Here is an 18,377-nt window from a genome sequence, read left to right as displayed (position 1 = left end):
ATGCCCAAATACCTGATCGGGCTGTGCGCCGCCGTCGGGTTCACCGCGACCCTGACCCTCGGTACCGCGTTCGGCCAGCAGGATGCCGCACAGAAGCCAACCCAGGACCAGACATCGCCGGACGGAAAATCGACTCAGGAGGCGAAGGTCGCCAATCCGGAAGACCTCGTGGATGACCAGGGCGTGCCGCTCTACATGGTCAAGGACGGCAAGGTGGATAAGGGGACCTACAACGGTTATCGGCGCTACGCCTCCTCCTGCCATGTCTGCCATGGTCCGGACGGGCTCGGCTCGTCCTTCGCGCCGGCACTGGTCGATTCGCTCAAGCGGATGGATTATTGGCAGTTCACCGACGTGGTGACCAACGGCCGCACCAACATGGGCGCCACCGGCGACAAGGTGATGCCTACCTTCGGCTCCGACCCGAACGTGATGCTGAATCTCGCCGACATCTACCGCTATCTGAAGGCCCGTTCGGACGACAAGATCGGCCGTGGCCGGCCCGAACGGTTCAAGTCGGCGTCGTGAGTCCGGCATGACCCGCCGCCCTGCCCTTCCCCCCCATGCCCTGCTGCTGGCCGTCGCGCTCTGCGTGGCGGCCGTGCCCGCCCGGGCGGCTGCAGCGCAGGCGGAGGGCATTCCGACCGACGTGCTGCGCGTCTGCGCGGATGCCAACCTGCTGCCCTTCTCAAACGACCGTGGCGAGGGGTTCGAGAACCGGATCGCCCGGCTGATCGCCGACGATCTGAAGGTGAAGCTGGCCTTCACATGGTGGCCGCAAACCATCGGCTTCGTCCGCAACACGCTGCGCACCCGACAGTGCGATCTGGTGATGGGGACTGCGGTCGGCGAAGAGCTGATGCAGAACACCAACCCTTATTACCGGTCCACCTATGCGCTGGTCTACCGGAAGGACTCCGGAATCACCGCAAAGTCCCTGGACGACCCGTCCCTGCAGGGGGCGCGGATCGGCGTCGTCGCCCGCACGCCGCCATCCACCGTGATGCTGCGCCATGGACTGACCAACCTGGAGCCCTACCAACTCGACACCGATACGCGCGCCCACCATCCGGCCCAGCGGGCGGTGGAGGACGTTGCGGCGGCGCGCACCGACGCAGCCATCGTCTGGGGTCCGATCGCCGGCTATTTCGCCGCCCGGCAACAGGTACCGATGGCGGTCGTGCCGCTGATGGACGAGCCGGGAACCACGCCCTTCCAATACATGATCTCCATGGGCATCCGCCCGGACGAGCCGGACTGGCGGCATTGGTTGAACGACTTCATCGTCCGCCGCCAGGGCGACATCGACCGCATCCTCACCGAATATCATGTCCCGCTCGTCAACGCCGACGGCACCATCCGGGCGGAGGTGGCGGAGCCGGACGGCTATCGCATGGCCGATTACCGGGCTCCAACCCCGCCCGGTCTGCGCGGCGCCGACACGGTGGGACCGGCGGAGGTCGAGCGGCTGGCGAAGGACGGCGCCATCCTGATCGACGTTCTGCCGACACCGCCGAAGCCCGAAGGCCTGACATCTGACAGCCGCTGGGTGCCGCCGCCGCATCGCAGCCTGCCCGGCGCGCATTGGCTGCCGAATGTCGGCTATGGCGCGTCATCGGCGGAGCAGGAGGCCTATTTCCGCACGAACCTTGAGAGGCTGACCGCCGGCGACCGTAAGCGGCCGCTGGTGATCTTCTGCCAACCGGATTGCTGGATGAGCTGGAATGCGGCCAAGCGCGCGGTCGCCATGGGGTATCAGGCGGTCAAATGGTATCCGGCCGGCACCGAAGGCTGGAAGGCGGCGGGACACGATCTGATCACCGTTGAACCCGAACCCCGGTCTGGACCGCAGCCGATATCTAAGGTGGCGAACTGAGCGATGGGCTCAGGACAGAAGCGCCGACAGCATCCGGGCGATCTGGCCGAGCCGCTGTTCGATCAGGGCCGGCTGCTCGCACACCGCACCCTGCGCCCGCCGGCGGTCGTCGAGGATGCGGCGGTCCCAGGCGATGGCATCCTTGATCTCCTTTGCCCGGGCCGGATCGCCCGACGCGGCGTCGAGGTCGCGCAGGGCCGCGGCGATGCGCTCGCGCAAGGCCCGCTGGTGCTGGGCATAGCGCTCGATGGACGCGATGGCGGCGCTGCGCCGGCGGTCCAGCGTCTGGAAGGTGCCGGCGAAAGCCAGGGCGATCCGATGGTCGCGTCCCGGCGATGCCCCCTGCTTCTCCGGTCCGGCCAGCGCCTCGGCCTCCGGTTCCAGGGCGGTGGGGTCGACGCTGTCGTCGGACGCGCGTCGGACCAGGGTGGCGACCGCCGGGTCACGCTGCCATTCGTCCCCCAGCCCGTCGACCGATGGACCGTCCCAGACGGACGCCGGCGACAGGGTCGGGACCAGGATCTGCTGACAAGGCCAATCGGGATTCTTCGGGTCCTGCGCCCAGCCGGCGGCAGGCAACCCGACGATTACGGCCGTGGCGAGAACCGCGGCGACGGCGGTTCCGAGGGTGGAGGAATATCGCTGCATGGCAAGAATGATGGCTTCGCCAACGATCAGACGCAATCGGAACCGGTGCGCAAAAGGGGATGCCCGATGGATCATGTGGGGAGGTGGACCAGAGCCGCTATCATCGCACTGGTGACATTGGTTCCGGCGGCATTCGCGGCGGCGGTACCCGCATCGGCACGGACGCTGGTCCTGGATCTGGAACTGGAGGACAGCAGCGGAGAAGCGCCGTCGGCGGATCATGCGGAGCGACTGAAGCGGGTCAGCGCGGAGTTGCGCCAGGAGCTGGACGCCAAGGGTTACGACGTGATCGGCGATGCCGCCACGGCGCAGCTGACGGCGAAGCTGGTGCCGCCGGGGACGGTGATCCGCTCGTGCAATGACTGCGCTTTGGACATCGCGCGCGCCGCCGGTGCAGATCTGGTCGTCCATGGCATCGTCCGCAAGATCAGCAGCCTGATCCTGTGGATCGGGCTGGTCGTCGAGGATGTCGCCACCGGGCGCGTGGTGACGACGGCACGCGGCGACATCCGCGGCGATAACGAGACCGCTTGGTCGCGCGGCATCGGCTGGCTGGTCGACCATCGGCTGGCGGAACATGCGCCGGGAAAACGCTGAGTGGGCGGCGGGGAGGAGCGAGAGATGCCGGACGAGTCCCAGAGCGGCTACAGCAGCATCATGAATGTCCTGCGGCCACCGCCGCCCCGCACCGCCGCTGTGATGCGCCGGTACGATCTGGTGCTGCGCGATTATGTCGGCGAGTTCCGCATCGGCGTCTGGGACCACGAAAAGACCCGGACCCAGCGCGTGCGCGTCAGCCTGACCGTCACGGTGGAGGTACCGAACCGTCCCTTCGTCGACGACCTCGACGCCGTCGTCTCCTACGAATATCTGATCCAGGGAGTCGAGGCCTTCACGCGAAGCTCCCACATCCAGCTTCTTGAGGTTTTGGCCGAAAAGCTGCTGGCGCTGTGCCTGTCGCCGCCGCAGGCGGTCTTCGCCCGGGTGCAGGTGGAAAAGCTGGAGATCGTTCCCCAGGCGGCCGGTGTCGGGGTGGTGCTGACCGGCGCGCGGGAACCGGAGGCTGCATGGCCCGGAACATCCTGTTCCTGACCGGCTCGCTGGCGGAGGACCGCCTGCGGCAGGTGCTGGATTCGCTGGATCCCCTGCCCTTCGAGACGAGCGTCGTCAATCTCGGCGTAAAAGTCGCGGCGCTCGCCACCACGGAGATCGTCCTGCGGCGGCTGCAGTCCGCGCTTGGCGCCGACCTGATCCTGCTTCCCGGCCGGTTCCGCGGCGATCTCGACGCGCTTGCCGCGCATTTCGGCACGGCGGTCGAGCGCGGCCCCGACGAACTTGAGGATCTGCCGCAATATTTCCAGCGTCAGGCCCGCCCCCTCGACCTCAGCCGCCACGACACCCGCATCTTTGCCGAGATCGTGGACGCGCCGTCGCGCGACACCGGCGCCATTCTCGCCAAGGCTGAGGAACTGCGCCGCGACGGCGCCGACATCATCGATCTCGGCTGCCTGCCCGACACTCCCTTCCCGCATCTGGAGGAGGCGATCGGCGCGCTGCGGGATGCCGGCTTCACCGTCAGCGTCGATTCCCTGAATGCGGACGAGTTGCGCCGCGCCACGCGTGCCGGCGCCGATTATCTGCTCAGCCTGACCGAGGAGACGATCCCTCTCGTCGACGAGGGGGATGCCGTGCCGGTGCTGATCCCCACCACGCCGCAGGACCTCGACAGCCTGGGGCGGGCCGTCGACGCCATGTGCAACCGCGGGCGGCCTTTCCTGGTCGATCCGATTCTGGAGCCGATCCACCACGGCTTCACCGACTCCCTGCTGCGCTACCGCACGGTACGGGAGCGCTGGCCCGACGCCGAGATCCTGATGGGCATCGGCAATGTGACCGAGCTGACCGACGCCGACACGCCGGGCGTCACCGCCGTGCTGATGGGCGTGATCTCCGAATTGCGCATCGGCAATGTGCTGTCGGTGCAGGTCAGCCCGCATTGCCGGCGCGCCATCCGCGAGTTCGACACGGCGCGGCGCCAGTTCTTTGCGGCCCGCGCGGCGCACAGCATGCCGCGCGGCTTCGGCACCGGCCTGCTCTGTCTGCGCGACCGCCGGCCCTTCGTCCGCAGCGCCGAACAGGTCGCCGAGACCGCCGCGCAGATCCGCGATCCCAATTATCGGGTGGAGGTCAGCGCGGAGGGCATTCACCTTTACAACCGCGACGGCCATCATCGCGCCACCGATCCCTTCGACCTGTTCCCGAAGCTGGATTCGGGCATCGACGCCGGCCATGCCTTCTATCTTGGGGTGGAACTTGCGCGGGCGCAGATCGCTTGGCAGCTCGGCAAGCGCTATGCCCAGGACAGCGAATTGCGTTGGGGGGTGGCGACCGACGAGCCGCAGGACGATGCCAGCAGCTTTCACGCCATCGGTCCGACCAAGCGAAGCAGCTGAGCCATGCCCCAGATCCGCGAGACCATCATCACCACAACCGGCGCCGACGGACGGCCCCATGTGGCGCCGATGGGGGTGACGGTGGAGCCGGACAGCGAGGGCGAGCGCTTCATCCTGGCCCCATTCCGGCCGTCGCGGACTCTGGACAATCTGCTCGCCCGGCGCTGTGCCGTTGTCAACCACACTGACGACGTGCGGGTCTTCGCCGGCTGCATCAGCGGACGCCGCCGCGACTGGCCGACCGTTCCGGCGGAGCGGATCGACGCGCCCCGTCTGGCCGACTGCCTGTCGCACGAGGAAATCACCGTCGCGGAGGTGGAGAACGATCCGGTTCGCCCGCGCTTCCACTGCCGCACCGTCCATGCAGCGGCGCATGCCCGATTTCGCGGCTTCAACCGGGCGCAGGCGGCGGTGATCGAGGCGGCGATCCTGGTCAGCCGGCTGCACATGCTGCCCATGGACAAGATCGCGCGGGAGGTCGACTATCTGTCCATCGCCATCGGCAAGACCGCCGGCCCACATGAGCTGGAGGCCTGGGATTGGCTGATGGCCCGCATCGCCGCTCACCGCGCGGGGGAGGACACATGACCGGATGGCTTGCCAGCATCGCGGACGCGGCGGAAATCGCTCTGATCCTGCCGGCGGCTCCCGACATCCTGGACCTGAAGGACCCCGCCGCCGGGGCGCTCGGCGCCTGGGATCCGGAGGATATTGCCCACGTGGTGCGGGACATGGCAACGATGCCGGGGCGGCCAATGCTGAGCGCCACAATCGGCGACCAGCCGATGCGACCTGAGGCCGTGGTGCCGGCGGCGCGCCTGATCGCCGCGACCGGCGTGGATTTTGTCAAGATCGGCTTCGCACCGGATGGCGCGCCCGACCGCTGCATCGATGCTCTGGCACCCTTGGCAAAGGATGGGGCCAAGCTGATCGCCGTGTTCTTCGCCGACCTGTGGCCCAGCGACCCCTGCTGCCTGCCCATCGACAGGCTCGCCGCCGTCGGGTTTCACGGGGCGATGCTCGACACCGCCGGCAAGCGCAAGGGTCTGCGCCACCACTGGCAGGACAACCAGTTGGGGTCCTTCGTGTGCTGCGCGCGGGCGCACAGGCTGCTGACCGGGCTGGCCGGGTCGCTGCGGGTCGCAGACATCCCGGCCCTGATGGCCCTGTCGCCCGACTATCTCGGCTTCCGCGGTGCGCTCTGCGGCGGGGAGCGGACCGCCGGCATCGACCCGCAGGCGGCCTCAAAGGTCGCCGCCTGCGTGGTCGGTTTGCGGATGGCTACTCCGCCGCCTCGGCAACCTGAGCCCGTTCGATCTTAATCGCGCAGTATTTGAACTCCGGGATCTTGCCGAACGGGTCGAGTTGCGGGTTGGTCAGCACGTTCGCCGCGGCCTCCGCATAGGCAAAGGGGATGAAGACCAGCCCCACCGGCATGCGGTCGTCGATGCGCGCCTTCAACCGGATCGTGCCGCGGCGGCTCGACACCAGCATATAGTCGCCGCTCCTCATCCCGGCGCGAGTGAGGTCGTGCGGGGAAACATAGGCGACCGCCTCCGGCTCCACCGCATCCAGCACGCTGGACCGCCGGGTCATCGACCCGGTGTGCCAGTGCTCCAACTGGCGGCCGGTGGTCAGCACAAGCGGGTAGTCGAGATCCGGCGTCTCGGCCGGATTGATCGGCCGCGCCGGCACGAAGCGCCCGCGCCCGGTCTTGGTCGGGAATCCGTTGCCGAAGACGATGTCGTGGCCGGGCTGGTCGGGACCGTCGACCGGATAGGTGACGGAGCCTTCACGTTCCACTCGCTCCCAGGTGATGTTGGCGAGCGACGGCATGGCGCCGACCATCTCCGCGAACACCTCCGACACATGGGTGTAGTTCCAGTTCAGGCCCAGTCCGCGCGCCATGTCCTGAATGATCCACAGATCCTGGCGCGCTTCGCCCGGCATCGGCACCGCCGCGCGGCCCATCTGTACCTGACGGTTGGTATTGATGACGGTACCGTCCTTCTCCGGCCAAGCGGAGGCCGGCAGCACCACGTCCGCGTATTTCGCCGTCTCGGTCAGGAAGATGTCCTGAACCACCAGATGGTCGAGCATGGCCAGCGCTTCGCGGGCGTGGGTCACGTCCGGATCGGACATCGCCGGGTTCTCGCCCTCGATGTAGAGGCCCTTGATCCGGCCGTCATGGACGGCGTCCATGATCTCGACCACGGTCAGGCCGCGCTTGCCGTCCAGCTTGGTGCCCCAGTAGTTCTCGTAGAAGGACTGGACCTCCGGATCCTCGACGGACTTGTAGTCGGGGTAGAACATCGGGATCAGGCCGGCGTCGGACGCGCCCTGGACGTTGTTCTGGCCGCGCAGCGGGTGCAGGCCGGTGCCGGGGCGGCCGATCTGGCCGGTGACCAGCGACAGCGCGATCAGGCAGCGGCTGTTGTCGGTGCCGTGGATGTGCTGCGACACGCCCATGCCCCAGAAGATGATCGACGCCTTGGACCGGGCGAACAGGCGCGCCACCGTGCGCAGGGTGGTGGCCGGAATGCCGCAGACCTTCTCCATCTCCTCCGGCGGGTAGTCCTTGACCGTCTCGGCCAGCGCCTCGAAATCCTCGGTGTTGGCCTGGACATATTGGCGGTCGTACAGCCCCTCCGCGATGATGGTGTGGAGGATGGCGTTCAGCATCGCCACGTCGCGGCCCGGCGTGAACTGCAGCATGTGCGTGGCATGACGGGCCATCGCGAGCCCGCGCGGATCCATGACGATCAGCTTCGCCCCGCGCTCCGCCGCGTTCTTGAAGAAGGTCGCGGCGACGGGATGGTTCTCCGTCGGGTTGGCGCCGATGATGACGATGACCTCGGCATCCTCCGCCGCCATGAACGGGGCCGACACCGCCCCCGACCCGACGCCCTCGATCAGCGCCGCCACCGACGAGGCGTGGCAGAGCCGGGTGCAGTGATCGACGTTGTTGGTGCCGAAGCCGGTACGCACCAGCTTCTGGAACAGATAGGCCTCTTCGTTCGAACCCTTGGCCGACCCGAAACCGGCCAGCGCGTTGCCACCGCGCTCGTCACGGATCTTCTTCAGGCCGCCTGCTGCCCGAGCCAGCGCTTCGTCCCAGGTCGCTTCGCGAAAATGGGTGAAGGGGTTCATCGGGTCGATGTCGACGTCGTGCTTGGACACGCCCTCCTTGCGGATCAGCGGCACCGTCAGGCGGTCGCCGTGATGGGCGTAATCGAAGCCGAAGCGGCCCTTCACGCACAGACGGTTCTGGTTCGACGGACCGTCGCGGCCATCGACGGCGACGATCTTGTCGTCCTTGATCTTGTAGGTCAGCTGGCAGCCGACGCCGCAATAGGGGCAGACCGAGTCGACCTCGCGGTCGGGAGCGTTGGTGTAGACGCCCTGCTGGTCCACCAGGGTGGCCGGCATCAGGGCGCCGGTCGGGCAGGCCTGCACGCACTCGCCGCAGGCGACGCAGGTGGATTGGCCCATCGGGTCGTCGAAGTCGAAGACGATCTTTTCCAGATGCCCGCGCGCCGCCATGCCGATGACGTCGTTGACCTGGACCTCGCGGCAGGCGCGGACGCACAGGTTGCAGTGGATGCAGGCATCGAGCTGGACCGCCATCGCCGGATGCGACATGTCGTCGGTCTTGGTCGGCCGGTCCACGGTGGGGAAGCGGCTGCCGGCGATCTCGACCTTGTCGGTCCATTTCCAGAAGGTGGAGTTGGGATCGTGCGCGGTCTTCCGCTCCGGCTGGTCGGCCAGCAGCAGTTCGAAGACCAGCTTGCGCGACGCCTTGGCCCGCTCCGACGCGGTGCGCACGGTCATGCCGGGCTTGGGCTTGCGGATGCAGGAGGCGGCGAGCACGCGCTCGCCCTCGATCTCCACCATGCAGGCGCGGCAGTTGCCGTCCGGACGATAGCCCGGCTCCGGGCGGTGGCAGAGATGCGGGATCTCGGTGCCCACACGGGTGGCGACCTGCCAGATCGTCTCACCGTTCCGTGCCGTGACCTCGGTGCCGTCCAGGGTGAACGTGATGCCGTTGGACATGTCGGTCTCCTTACCCCTGGGCCCCGGCCGCGCCTTGGGCAGTGCCCTGGCGCGACACGAAGTCCTCACGGAAATGCTTCATAACCAGCTTGATCGGATTCATCGCCGCCTGCCCCAGGCCGCAGATGGAGGCGTCGCCCATGACGGTGGCGAGCGCCGCCAACAGCTCCTCGTCCCACTCAGGCTCGCTGATCAGGCGCACGGCCTTCTCGGTGCCGACACGGCAGGGCGTGCATTGGCCGCAGCTCTCATCCTCGAAGAATTTCAGCAGGTTGAGCGCCACGTCGCGCATGTTGTCCTTGTCGGACAGCACGACGACGGCGGCCGATCCGATGAAGGAGCCGTGCGGTTCCAGCGTGCCGAAATCCAGCGGGATATCGGCCATCGACGCCGGCAGGATGCCGCCCGACGGGCCGCCGGGCAGATAACCCTTCAGCGTGTGGCCGTCGGCCATGCCGCCGCAATACTGGTCTATCAGTTCCAGCAGGGTGATGCCGGCAGGGGCCAGCTTTACCCCCGGTTCCTTCACCCGTCCGGACACCGAGAAGGTGCGCAACCCCTTGCGTCCGTTGGCTCCGTGGCTGGCGAACCACGCGCCGCCCTTCTCCAGGATCTCGCGGACCCAGAATACCGTCTCGATGTTGTTGATCAGGGTCGGGCGGCCGAACAGGCCGACCACCGACGGGAAGGGCGGCTTGTGCCGGGGCAGGCCGCGCTTGCCCTCGATGCTTTCCAGCATCGCCGACTCCTCGCCGCAGATATAGGCGCCGGCGCCGCGCCGCAGATGGATGCGGGTGTGACGGGCCAGGCCGGCGGCCTCGACCTTCGGAATCTCGCGCAGCAGGATTTCCCGGCATTGCGGGTATTCGTCGCGCAGGTAGATGTAGACGTCGGTCGCCTCCACCGTCCAGGCGCCGATCAGCATCCCTTCCAGGAAGCGGTGCGGGTCGCGCTCCAGATGGAAACGGTCCTTGAAGGTGCCGGGCTCGCCCTCGTCGCCGTTGATCGCCATCATGCGCGGTCCCGGCTCTGCCCGGACATAGCGCCATTTCAGCCCGGTGGGGAAGCCGGCGCCACCCAGACCGCGGATGCTGGAATCCTCCAGCATCTTCAGCACGGCATCGACGTCACGGGCGCCGTCCAGGCATTCGGCCAGCATCTTGTAGCCGCCGCCGCGGATATATTCGTCGAAGCCGAGATAGTTGGGGATGTCAGGGTGGGTATGACCGTGGGCGACGGCATCGAGCACGCTCTCGACGGTCGCGTTCTCGTGCGGGGCGTGGCCGATGGCCACGACGGGCGCGTTGTTGCAACCGCCCATGCAGGGCGCGCGCACGATGCGGACCTCGCTCTCGTCAACGCCGGCCTTCAGCGCATCGTGGAGCTGCTCAGCCCCCGCGAGCGCGCAGCTCAGCGAGTCGCAGACGCGGATGGTGAGCTTGGGCGGTGCCGGCTCGCCATCCATCACAATGTCGAAATGGGCGTAGAAGGATGCGACCTCGAACACCTCGACCAGCGCCAGCCGCATCTCCTTCGCCAGTGCGGCGAGGTGACGGGCATGCAGGCAGCCGTAATGGTCCTGCAGCAGGTGGAGATGCTCGATCAGCAGATCGGCCTGACGGGAACGGTCGCCGAGAAGCGCCCGAACCTCATCAAGGCTGACGGGATCGACCTGACGGCCCTTCTGTTGGTCGCGCGTCTTGCGGCGGCCGGAGCCGGGATGGATGCTGCGGGCAGGAACGCCGCCGGGCGGCGTCGCGCTGATGATCGGTGGGAATGCGGTCACGGCGGTCTGGCCTCTGCTGGATGGTCCGCGCTTCTGGTTGTCGCGATCCCAAGTTCCTGGTGTCTCGTATACCAGATGCCACGATAACGCATCTGCTGCTGAATGTCAGCATTCTAAATCATGTCCGGCAGAGGCTGGATGGGAATGTCGGATGGGGTGATGGGAAGATCGCGGCGGACGGCCTGCCCACCACTCCCTCCGTCAGCCGGAGGCCATCAATGCGGGAGATCGCCGCTCCACCGCCGCGAACTCCAGCGCCGCGGCCCGGGCGGCCATGCGCTCCAGCGGCAAGGGCACGATCCGCTCCGCCTGCCCGGCCGTTCCGAAGGCCTCGAACCGCTCGCGGCAGAGGGCGCGGGCGGCCTTTGTCGCTTCGGCCAGGAACTTGCGCGGGTCGAACTCCTCGGGCCGCGTCATCATCGCGCGGCGCAGGCTGCCGCTCATGGCGAGGCGGATGTCGGTGTCGATGTTGACCTTGCGCACGCCGTTGCGGATGCCCTCGCGGATTTCCTCCACCGGCACGCCGTAGGTTTCTCGGATGCTGCCGCCATGGGCGCGGATGATCTCCAGCCACTCCTGCGGCACGCTGGACGATCCGTGCATCACCAGATGGGTGTCGGGAATGCGGAGGTGGATGGCGCGGATGCGGTCGATGGCCAGCACCTCGCCGTCGGGGCGGCGGCTGAACTTGTAGGCGCCGTGGCTGGTGCCGATGGCGATGGCGAGCGCGTCCACCCCCGTCCGCGCCACAAAATCCGCCGCCTGCTCCGGATCGGTCAGCAGCTGGTCGCGCGACAGCGTGCCGACGGCTCCGGAGCCATCCTCCTCCCCCGCCCTGCCGGTCTCCAGCGAGCCGAGACAGCCAAGTTCGCCCTCCACCGAAACACCGACGGCGTGCGCCTGCTCCACCACCTGCCGGGTGACGTGGATGTTGTAGTCGTAGCTTGCCGGCGTCTTCATGTCGTCCAGCAGCGACCCGTCCATCATCACGCTGGTGAAGCCGGAGCGGATCGCCTGCTGGCAGACGGCGGGGCTGGCGCCATGGTCCTGGTGCAGGCAGATGGGGATGTGCGGCCACATCTCCACCGCCGCCTGCACCATATGGCGCAGGAACGGCTCGCCGGCATATTTCCGCGCGCCGACGGACGCCTGCAGGATCACCGGGCTGGCGCAGTCGTCCGCCGCCTGCATGATCGCCTGGATCTGTTCCATGTTGTTGATGTTGAAGGCCGGCACGCCATAGCCATGCTCGGCCGCATGGTCGAGGAGCTGTCGGAGGGAGATCAGGGCCATCGCGGGAAGTCTCCGGTTCAGAAGTGGGGGGAGCAGAGGCGTTGGGCGCGGTCGGCGACCTCATCCGCCGTGATGCCGAAATGGCGGTAGAGGTCGCCGGCAGGGGCGGATTCGCCGTAGCGGTCGAGGCCGACCACATCGCCGTTCAGCCCGACAAAGGCACGCCACAGCCCGGTCGCTCCGGCCTCCACCGCCAGCCGGGGCACGCCGTCGGGCAGCACGCTGTTTCGCCATGCCGGGTCCTGCCGGTCGAAGACTTCGCAGCAGGGCATGGAAACGACACGGGCGGCGATGCCCCGGGAGGCGAGCAGCCGTCGCGCCTCCATTGCGATGGCGACTTCCGATCCGGTCCCGATCAGCACCACATCGGGCCTTTCGTCATCGGCCAGCACATAGCCACCGCGGGGCGCGTCATGTGTCCGATCCCTGCCAGATCGTGCCGGTAGGCTCTGGCGCGACAGCAGCAGGGCGCTCGGCCCGTCCGTCCGCTCGACCGCCGCCCTCCAGGCGACGGCGGTCTCCAGTGTGTCGCAGGGCCGCCAGACGTCGAGGTTCGGCATCAGGCGCAGGCTGGCGGCCTGCTCCACCGGCTGGTGGGTCGGGCCGTCCTCGCCCAGGCCGATGCCGTCATGGGTGAAGACGTAGACGACGCGCAGCCCCATCAACGCCGACAGGCGCAGGCCGTTGCGGGCATAGTCGGAGAAGACCAGGAAGGTGCCGCCGAAGGGAATGACGCCACCATGCAGCGCCATGCCGTTCATCACCGCGGCCATGCCGAACTCCCGCACGCCATAATGCAGGTGGCGCCCTCCGCTTGCCGGCCAGTCGGTGAGATTGGAGCCGGTCAAATCCGCCGATCCGCCCAGCAGTTCGGGCAGAAGACCCGCCAGAGCCTGGATGGCCTGCTGGGATGCCTTGCGCGTCGCCATCGACTCTGCCCGCTCCGCGACGGCGGATATCCAGGCATCAGCCGACGTGGCGAAGTTTTCCGGCAGCTCGCCACGCATGCGCCGCAGGAACTCGGCCGCCGCCTGCGGGTGGGCCTCGGCATAGGCGTCGAAGCGGGATTGCCAATCGGCCTGCGCCGCCGCACCGCGCCGCCGGGCGTCCCAGCCGGCGCGCACCTCGTCCGGCAGTTCGAAGGGTGGAGAGGTCCATCCCAGCGCCGCCCTCGTCGCGGCGATCTCCCCGGCACCCAGCGGTGCGCCATGCACCTCCGCTGAGCCCGCATGGTTGGGCGAACCGCGGCCGATCACCGTCCGGCAGCAGATCAGCGTCGGCTTGCCGCAGGGGGTCAGCGCCTCGTCGATGGCGGCGTCCAGCGTGTAGGCATCGTGGCCGTCCACCTCGCGGATCACGCGCCAGCCATAGGCCTCGAACCGCCGCGGCGTGTCGTCGGCGAACCATCCGGTGACGGGGCCGTCGATGGAGATGCCGTTGTCGTCATAGAAGACCACCAGCTTTTCCAGCCCCAGCGTGCCGGCCAGCGAGCAGGCCTCGTGGCTGATCCCCTCCATCAGGCAACCGTCGCCGACGAAGCAGAAGGTCCGGTGATCGACGATCCGGTGCCCCGGCCGGTTGAACTCCGCCCCCAGCAGCCGTTCGGTCAAGGCCATGCCGACGGCGTTGGCGAGGCCCTGCCCCAGCGGCCCGGTGGTCGTCTCCACCCCCGGCGTGACGCCATATTCCGGATGGCCCGGCGTGCGCGAGCCGAGCTGCCGAAAGCGCCGCAGCTCCTCCATCGGCAGATCGTAGCCGGTCAGGTGCAGCAGCGCGTAGAGCAGCATGGAACCGTGCCCGTTCGACAGCACGAAGCGGTCGCGGTCGGGCCAACGCGGGTCGGCCGGATTGTGGCGCAGGTGGCGGCGCCACAGCGCCTCGGCGATGTCGGCCATGCCCATCGGCATGCCGGGATGGCCGGAGTTCGCCGCCTCCACCGCGTCGATGGCGAGAATGCGAAGCGCATTCGCCAGCAGGCGGCGGCCGGAGCCGTGATCCGGACTGTCGTTGGGACTTTCGGCGGACGGCATGGCAAGCCGGCCCTGTTCGCGGACCTCTTGGTCCGCGGTTATCGACGCATTCATGGTTGGTGTCCTCCCCCGTATCGGCTTTCCGGCGCTGCTCAGAACGCCTTCTTCTTGCGGTCGGCGAGTTGCCAGATCATCGGCGTGAAGATCAGCTGCATCGCCAGTGCCATCTTGTCGCCCGGACAGACGATGGTGTTGGGCCGGGTCATGAAGCTGTCCTTCAGCATCGACAGCAGATAGGGGAAGTCGATGCCCTTCGGCCGGGTGAAGCGGATGACCAGCATGCTCTCGTCAGACGTCGGGATGTCGCGGGCGACGAAGGGATTGCTGGTGTCCACTGTCGGCACACGCTGGAAATTCACGTCGGTACAGCTGAACTGCGGACAGATGTATTTCACGTAGTCGGGCATGCGCCGCAGGATGGTGTCGACGATGGCCTCTTCCGAATAGCCGCGCATGTTGCGGTCGCGGTGGATCTTCTGGATCCATTCGAGGTTGACGATGGGGACCACGCCGATCTTCAGGTCGGCATGGCGGGCGAGGTCGACGCGGTCGGTGCGGACGCAGCCATGCAAGCCCTCGTAGAACAGCAGGTCGGTGCCGGGTTCGATCTCCTCCCAAGGCGTGAAGGTGCCGGGCTCCTGGCCATAGGGTTCGGCCTCCTTCTCGTCATGCAGGTATTTGCGGGTCCGGCCGCCGCCGGTCTCGCCATAGCTGCGGAACAGGTCGTCCAGCTCCTCGAACAGGTTGGCATCGGGGCCGAAATGGCTGAAGGTCGAATGGGGCTCCTCCTGCGCCTCGGCGACCTTGGCGCGCATCTCCCGCCGGTCGTAGCGGTGGAAGCTGTCTCCCTCGACGATGGCGGCGGAAACGCCCTCCCGCCGGAAGATCTGCTGGAAGGTGCGGGTGACGGTGGTGGTCCCGGCGCCGGAGGAGCCGGTGACGACGATGATCGGATGACGGATCGACATGGTGTGTTCCTTCCTCAGCCGAGCGCCGCGGACTCGGACGCCAGAAACAGCGACCGGCTGCCGAACAGCGGTGCGTGGAAGGACAGCTCCTCCCCCCGGTCGTAAGCGGCGTGATAGGCGACCAGCCTTTCCACCTCCGCCTTCGATCCCAGGATCACCGGCACGCGCTGGTGCAGGGCCATCGGCTTGATGTCGAGGATGCGCTGCCGCCCGGTGCTGGCCGCCCCACCCGCCTGTTCCACCAGCATGGCGATGGGGTTCGCCTCGTAGAGAAGGCGCAGCCGTCCCGGCTTGTGGGTGGGGCGGACGTCGCGCGGATAGAGGAAGACGCCGCCGCGGATTAGGATGCGGTAGACCTCCGCCACCAGCGACGCGATCCAGCGCATGTTGAAATCCGCCTCGCGCGGGCCGGAGCTGCCCTTGATGCATTCCTCGACATACTGGCGTACCGGCGGCTCCCAGAAGCGGGCGTTGGAACTGTTGATGGCGAATTCGCAGACATTGTCGGGAATGCGCATGTCGGGATGGGTCAGGGTATAGGCGCCGATCTCCCGATCCAGCGTGAAGCCATGCACACCCTCGCCGAAGGTGGCGATGATCATGTCGGCCGGGCCGTAGAGGGCGAAGCCCGCCGCGACCTGCTGGGTGCCGGGCTGCAGGAAATGCTCCACCTCCGGCTCGTCCACGCCATCGGGCGCCTTGAGAATGGAGAAGATGGTGCCGACCGTCAGGTTGACGTCCACGTTCGACGAACCGTCCAGAGGATCGAAGGCCAGCAGATAGCGGCCGCGCGGATATTCGCGGGGGATGCGGTAGGGCTCCTCCATCTCCTCCGACGCCATGCCGCAGAGCTTGCCGCCATACTCGCAGGTGCGCAGCATGATCTCGTTGGCGATCAGGTCCAGCGGCTTCTGCGTCTCGCCGTGGACGTTGACGCCGGGTTCCGGAGCCGGGGCGGCAATATGGGCGGTGGCCGGCTGACCGGCGGACGGCGCCAGCGATCCACGGGCGGCGGCGCTGGCGATGAACTTGCACGCGGTCTGCACATCGTTGAGCAGCGCGGTCAGGTCGGTGTCGGCCCCGCCGCGGCGGCGCTGGTCCTCGATGATGAATTTGCTGAAGGTCGTGTGGCGGTGCGGCATCGGTTCCCCCTCTCTCGTGTTTTGTGCGGCCGGCCTTTTTGCCCGCCTATTGTATGAAGACGCGGCTTTGGCGGATGTCCTCCTCGGCGATGGTCAGCAGGTCGGCGGCGGCGATGGCGGTGCCTCGCGCCTCGAACAGGCGGTTGGCCTGACGCAGGCGGGCTCGGTCGAGCGCATTGCGGATGGAGCGGGCGTTGGCGAAGCGCGGCTGCGCCATGCGGCGGCGGATGTAATCGCCCATCGCCCGCTCCGCCTCCGGCGCGAAGCGGTACTGCATGCCCGCCGTCATCAGCCGAGCGATCTCCAGCAGTTCATCCGCTTCGTAGTCGGGGAAATCGACATGGTGGGCGATGCGCGACGCCATGCCGGGGTTGGAGCGGAAGAAGATGTCCATGCGGTCGCGGTAGCCGGCGAGGATCACCACGAGGTCGTCGCGGTTGTCCTCCATCACCTGGAGCAGGATCTCGATGGCCTCCTGGCCGTAATCGCGCTCGTTCTCCGGCCGGTAGAGGTAATAAGCCTCGTCGATGAAGAGCACGCCGCCCATGGCGCGCTTCAGCACCTCCTTCGTCTTGGGAGCCGTGTGGCCGATATACTGGCCGACCAGATCGTCGCGGGTGACGCTGACCACATGGTCGCGGCGGATGTAGCCCAATCCATGGAGAAGCCCGGCCATGCGCCGCGCCACCGTGGTCTTGCCGGTGCCGGGATTGCCGGTGAAGCACATGTGCAGCGACGGCGGCTCCGCCCGCAGGCCGATGCTGCGCCGTGCCCGTTCCACCAGCAGCAGGGCGGCGATCTCGCGGATGCGGGTCTTCACCGGCGTCAGTCCGACCAGTTCCCGGTCCATCCCCGCCAGCATCTCGCCGATGCCCGAGTCACGGTACAGCGCATCGAGATCGACGGAAGGGGCATCGGCCGGGCGGTCACGGGCCTCCAGGTCGAGAAGGTCGGCCTCCTCGCTCATGCCGCTCTCCATTCCGGTTCGGTCATCAATGCGGCGCGCATGCGCCCCACCACGCCGCGATAGCCGCCGTCGGCGTCCGCCGCCCCGAAGATCGCCGAGCCGGCAACGAAGACATCGGCTCCGGCATCGGCGACGGCGCGGATGTTGTCCGGCTTGATGCCGCCATCCACCTCCAGCCGGATTTGGTGGCCGGTGCGCTCGCGGTGGCGGTCGATGCGGCGGCGGATCTCAACGATCTTCTCGAAGGCGGAGGGGATGAAGGACTGGCCGCCGAAGCCGGGATTGACCGACATGACGAGGATCAAATCCAGCCTGTCCATCACATGGTCCAGATGCGCCAGAGGCGTGGCCGGGTTCAGAGCCAGCCCGGCGCGGCAGCCCTGCTCGCGGATCAGCGCCAGGGTGCGGTCTGGGTGGTCGGACGCCTCGGGGTGGAAGCTGACGATGTCGGCGCCGGCCTTGGCGAACAGCGGCACCAGCGCATCGACCGGGCGCACCATCAGGTGGACGTCGATGATCGCCCTGGTGCGCGGACGGATGGCGGCGCAGACCAGCGGGCCGATGGTCAGGTTGGGGACGTAATGGTTGTCCATCACGTCGACATGGACGACCTCGCAGCCGGCCTCCACCACCCGCTCCACCTCTTCGCCCAGGCGGGCGAAGTCGGCGGACAGGATCGACGGAGCGAGGAGGTATCCATGTCCCAGCTCACGCTCCATGACGGGACTCCCCGCCGTAGCGCTCGCCGGGCGGGCGGCCGGTGGCGTAGCTGCGCACCGTGTAACCGATGCGCCGCCCCGGCCCTTCCGCGCGCAGCAGCTCGAAACCGGGTTCCACCGCCGGACGGTTGACCAGGTAGGACATGCGCACCGTCTCGAAGCCGTGCGAGCTGTCGAAGGCGAGCACCTTCACATACTGGTCGGGATGGGCGGTGCGGCAGGCGTCGATCTCCATCATTACGCCCTTGGCATCGCGCAGGTCGAACATGGGGTTGCCCCACATCGTCCAATAGCTGTTGCGAGGGTGCGGATCGTCGGTGAACTCCACCGCCACCGCCCAGCCCTGGTCGAGGGCGTATTGCACCTGTTTCGTGATCTCCTCGTCCGTCAGGTCCGGCAGGAAGGAGAATTGGCCCTGTGTGAGTCGCATGGGAAACTCTCC

At 67.7% G+C, this 18,377-nt stretch carries 17 protein-coding genes; 7 read left to right on the top strand and 10 right to left on the bottom strand.

From position 1 onward, the window contains the following. Together PWS46_RS17340 and PWS46_RS17335 are read left to right on the top strand one after the other, a co-directional pair. Positions 1 to 528 (top strand): c-type cytochrome, encoded by a 528-nt coding sequence (locus tag PWS46_RS17340; RefSeq protein WP_434620825.1) that lies wholly within the window; start codon positions 1 to 3, stop codon positions 526 to 528. Positions 529 to 535: 7 nt separating this feature from the next. Next, positions 536 to 1,876, top strand: coding sequence for a quinoprotein dehydrogenase-associated putative ABC transporter substrate-binding protein (locus PWS46_RS17335; protein WP_434620822.1), 1,341 nt, complete (start codon positions 536 to 538; stop codon positions 1,874 to 1,876). A gap of 9 nt (positions 1,877 to 1,885) precedes the next feature. Here the strand turns inward: PWS46_RS17335 and PWS46_RS17330 are convergent, their stop codons facing one another. After that, complete coding sequence (locus PWS46_RS17330; RefSeq protein WP_434620819.1) at positions 1,886 to 2,524, bottom strand: hypothetical protein; 639 nt, start codon at positions 2,522 to 2,524, stop codon at positions 1,886 to 1,888. Positions 2,525 to 2,635: 111 nt separating this feature from the next. Here PWS46_RS17330 and PWS46_RS17325 point away from each other — a divergent pair, with 111 nt between their 5' ends. From PWS46_RS17325 to PWS46_RS17305, 5 genes are read left to right on the top strand one after another with little or no spacing between them, the layout of a single operon-like run. Then, the gene (locus PWS46_RS17325) at positions 2,636 to 3,121 is read left to right on the top strand and encodes a DUF3280 domain-containing protein (RefSeq protein WP_434620816.1); all 486 of its coding nucleotides are present in this window, start codon (positions 2,636 to 2,638) and stop codon (positions 3,119 to 3,121) included. A gap of 24 nt (positions 3,122 to 3,145) precedes the next feature. After that, the gene (locus tag PWS46_RS17320; RefSeq protein ID WP_434620813.1) at positions 3,146 to 3,616 is read left to right on the top strand and encodes a dihydroneopterin aldolase; all 471 of its coding nucleotides are present in this window, start codon (positions 3,146 to 3,148) and stop codon (positions 3,614 to 3,616) included. Then, positions 3,592 to 4,977: a DUF6513 domain-containing protein gene (locus PWS46_RS17315; protein WP_434620810.1), complete on the top strand. Its 1,386-nt coding sequence runs from the start codon at positions 3,592 to 3,594 to the stop codon at positions 4,975 to 4,977. The genes PWS46_RS17320 and PWS46_RS17315 overlap by 25 nt, the downstream gene beginning before the upstream one ends. A 3-nt stretch (positions 4,978 to 4,980) precedes the next feature. After that, entirely contained in the window at positions 4,981 to 5,565 is a 585-nt protein-coding gene (locus tag PWS46_RS17310; protein ID WP_434620807.1) for a DUF447 domain-containing protein, read from the top strand. Further along, on the top strand, positions 5,562 to 6,299 hold the full coding sequence (locus tag PWS46_RS17305) for a (5-formylfuran-3-yl)methyl phosphate synthase (protein WP_434620804.1): 738 nt from the start codon (positions 5,562 to 5,564) through the stop codon (positions 6,297 to 6,299). Before PWS46_RS17310 ends, PWS46_RS17305 begins: the two co-directional genes overlap by 4 nt. On the opposite strand, the gene fdhF is transcribed toward PWS46_RS17305, so the two are convergent. The 9 genes from fdhF to PWS46_RS17260 all read right to left on the bottom strand — a co-directional run bounded on the left by fdhF (position 6,259) and on the right by PWS46_RS17260 (position 18,365). Then, positions 6,259 to 9,030: a formate dehydrogenase subunit alpha gene (fdhF, locus tag PWS46_RS17300; RefSeq protein WP_434620801.1), complete on the bottom strand. Its 2,772-nt coding sequence runs from the start codon at positions 9,028 to 9,030 to the stop codon at positions 6,259 to 6,261. The two genes, PWS46_RS17305 and fdhF, sit on opposite strands and share 41 nt — an antisense overlap. 10 nt (positions 9,031 to 9,040) lie before the next feature. Further along, entirely contained in the window at positions 9,041 to 10,816 is a 1,776-nt protein-coding gene (locus tag PWS46_RS17295) for an NAD(P)H-dependent oxidoreductase subunit E (RefSeq protein WP_434620798.1), read from the bottom strand. A gap of 201 nt (positions 10,817 to 11,017) precedes the next feature. Next, positions 11,018 to 12,109: a class II fructose-bisphosphate aldolase gene (gene fba / locus PWS46_RS17290; RefSeq protein WP_434620795.1), complete on the bottom strand. Its 1,092-nt coding sequence runs from the start codon at positions 12,107 to 12,109 to the stop codon at positions 11,018 to 11,020. Positions 12,110 to 12,126: 17 nt separating this feature from the next. Continuing rightward, positions 12,127 to 14,139, bottom strand: a complete 2,013-nt coding sequence (gene tkt, locus PWS46_RS17285; RefSeq protein WP_434620792.1) for a transketolase — start codon at positions 14,137 to 14,139, stop codon at positions 12,127 to 12,129. A 92-nt stretch (positions 14,140 to 14,231) separates the two neighbouring features. Further along, positions 14,232 to 15,107, bottom strand: a complete 876-nt coding sequence (locus PWS46_RS17280; RefSeq protein WP_434620789.1) for a phosphoribulokinase — start codon at positions 15,105 to 15,107, stop codon at positions 14,232 to 14,234. Positions 15,108 to 15,121: 14 nt separating this feature from the next. Beyond that, positions 15,122 to 16,249, bottom strand: coding sequence for a class 1 fructose-bisphosphatase (locus PWS46_RS17275; RefSeq protein WP_434620786.1), 1,128 nt, complete (start codon positions 16,247 to 16,249; stop codon positions 15,122 to 15,124). A gap of 46 nt (positions 16,250 to 16,295) precedes the next feature. Beyond that, positions 16,296 to 17,216, bottom strand: coding sequence for a CbbX protein (cbbX, locus tag PWS46_RS17270; RefSeq protein WP_434620783.1), 921 nt, complete (start codon positions 17,214 to 17,216; stop codon positions 16,296 to 16,298). Beyond that, positions 17,213 to 17,935 carry a ribulose-phosphate 3-epimerase gene (gene rpe, locus PWS46_RS17265; RefSeq protein ID WP_434620780.1) on the bottom strand — a complete coding sequence of 241 codons (723 nt, stop codon included), beginning with the start codon at positions 17,933 to 17,935 and terminating at the stop codon, positions 17,213 to 17,215. The genes cbbX and rpe overlap by 4 nt, the downstream gene beginning before the upstream one ends. Next, on the bottom strand, positions 17,925 to 18,365 hold the full coding sequence (locus PWS46_RS17260; protein WP_434620777.1) for a ribulose bisphosphate carboxylase small subunit: 441 nt from the start codon (positions 18,363 to 18,365) through the stop codon (positions 17,925 to 17,927). The genes rpe and PWS46_RS17260 overlap by 11 nt, the downstream gene beginning before the upstream one ends. Positions 18,366 to 18,377 lie beyond the last annotated feature (12 nt).

This window comes from Azospirillum sp. B2RO_4, assembly GCF_051124815.1.
In the GTDB taxonomy this organism is placed as follows: domain Bacteria; phylum Pseudomonadota; class Alphaproteobacteria; order Azospirillales; family Azospirillaceae; genus Azospirillum.
Note: the sequence above shows the minus strand (reverse complement) of the source record. Positions and strands in the feature narration are given on the sequence as shown.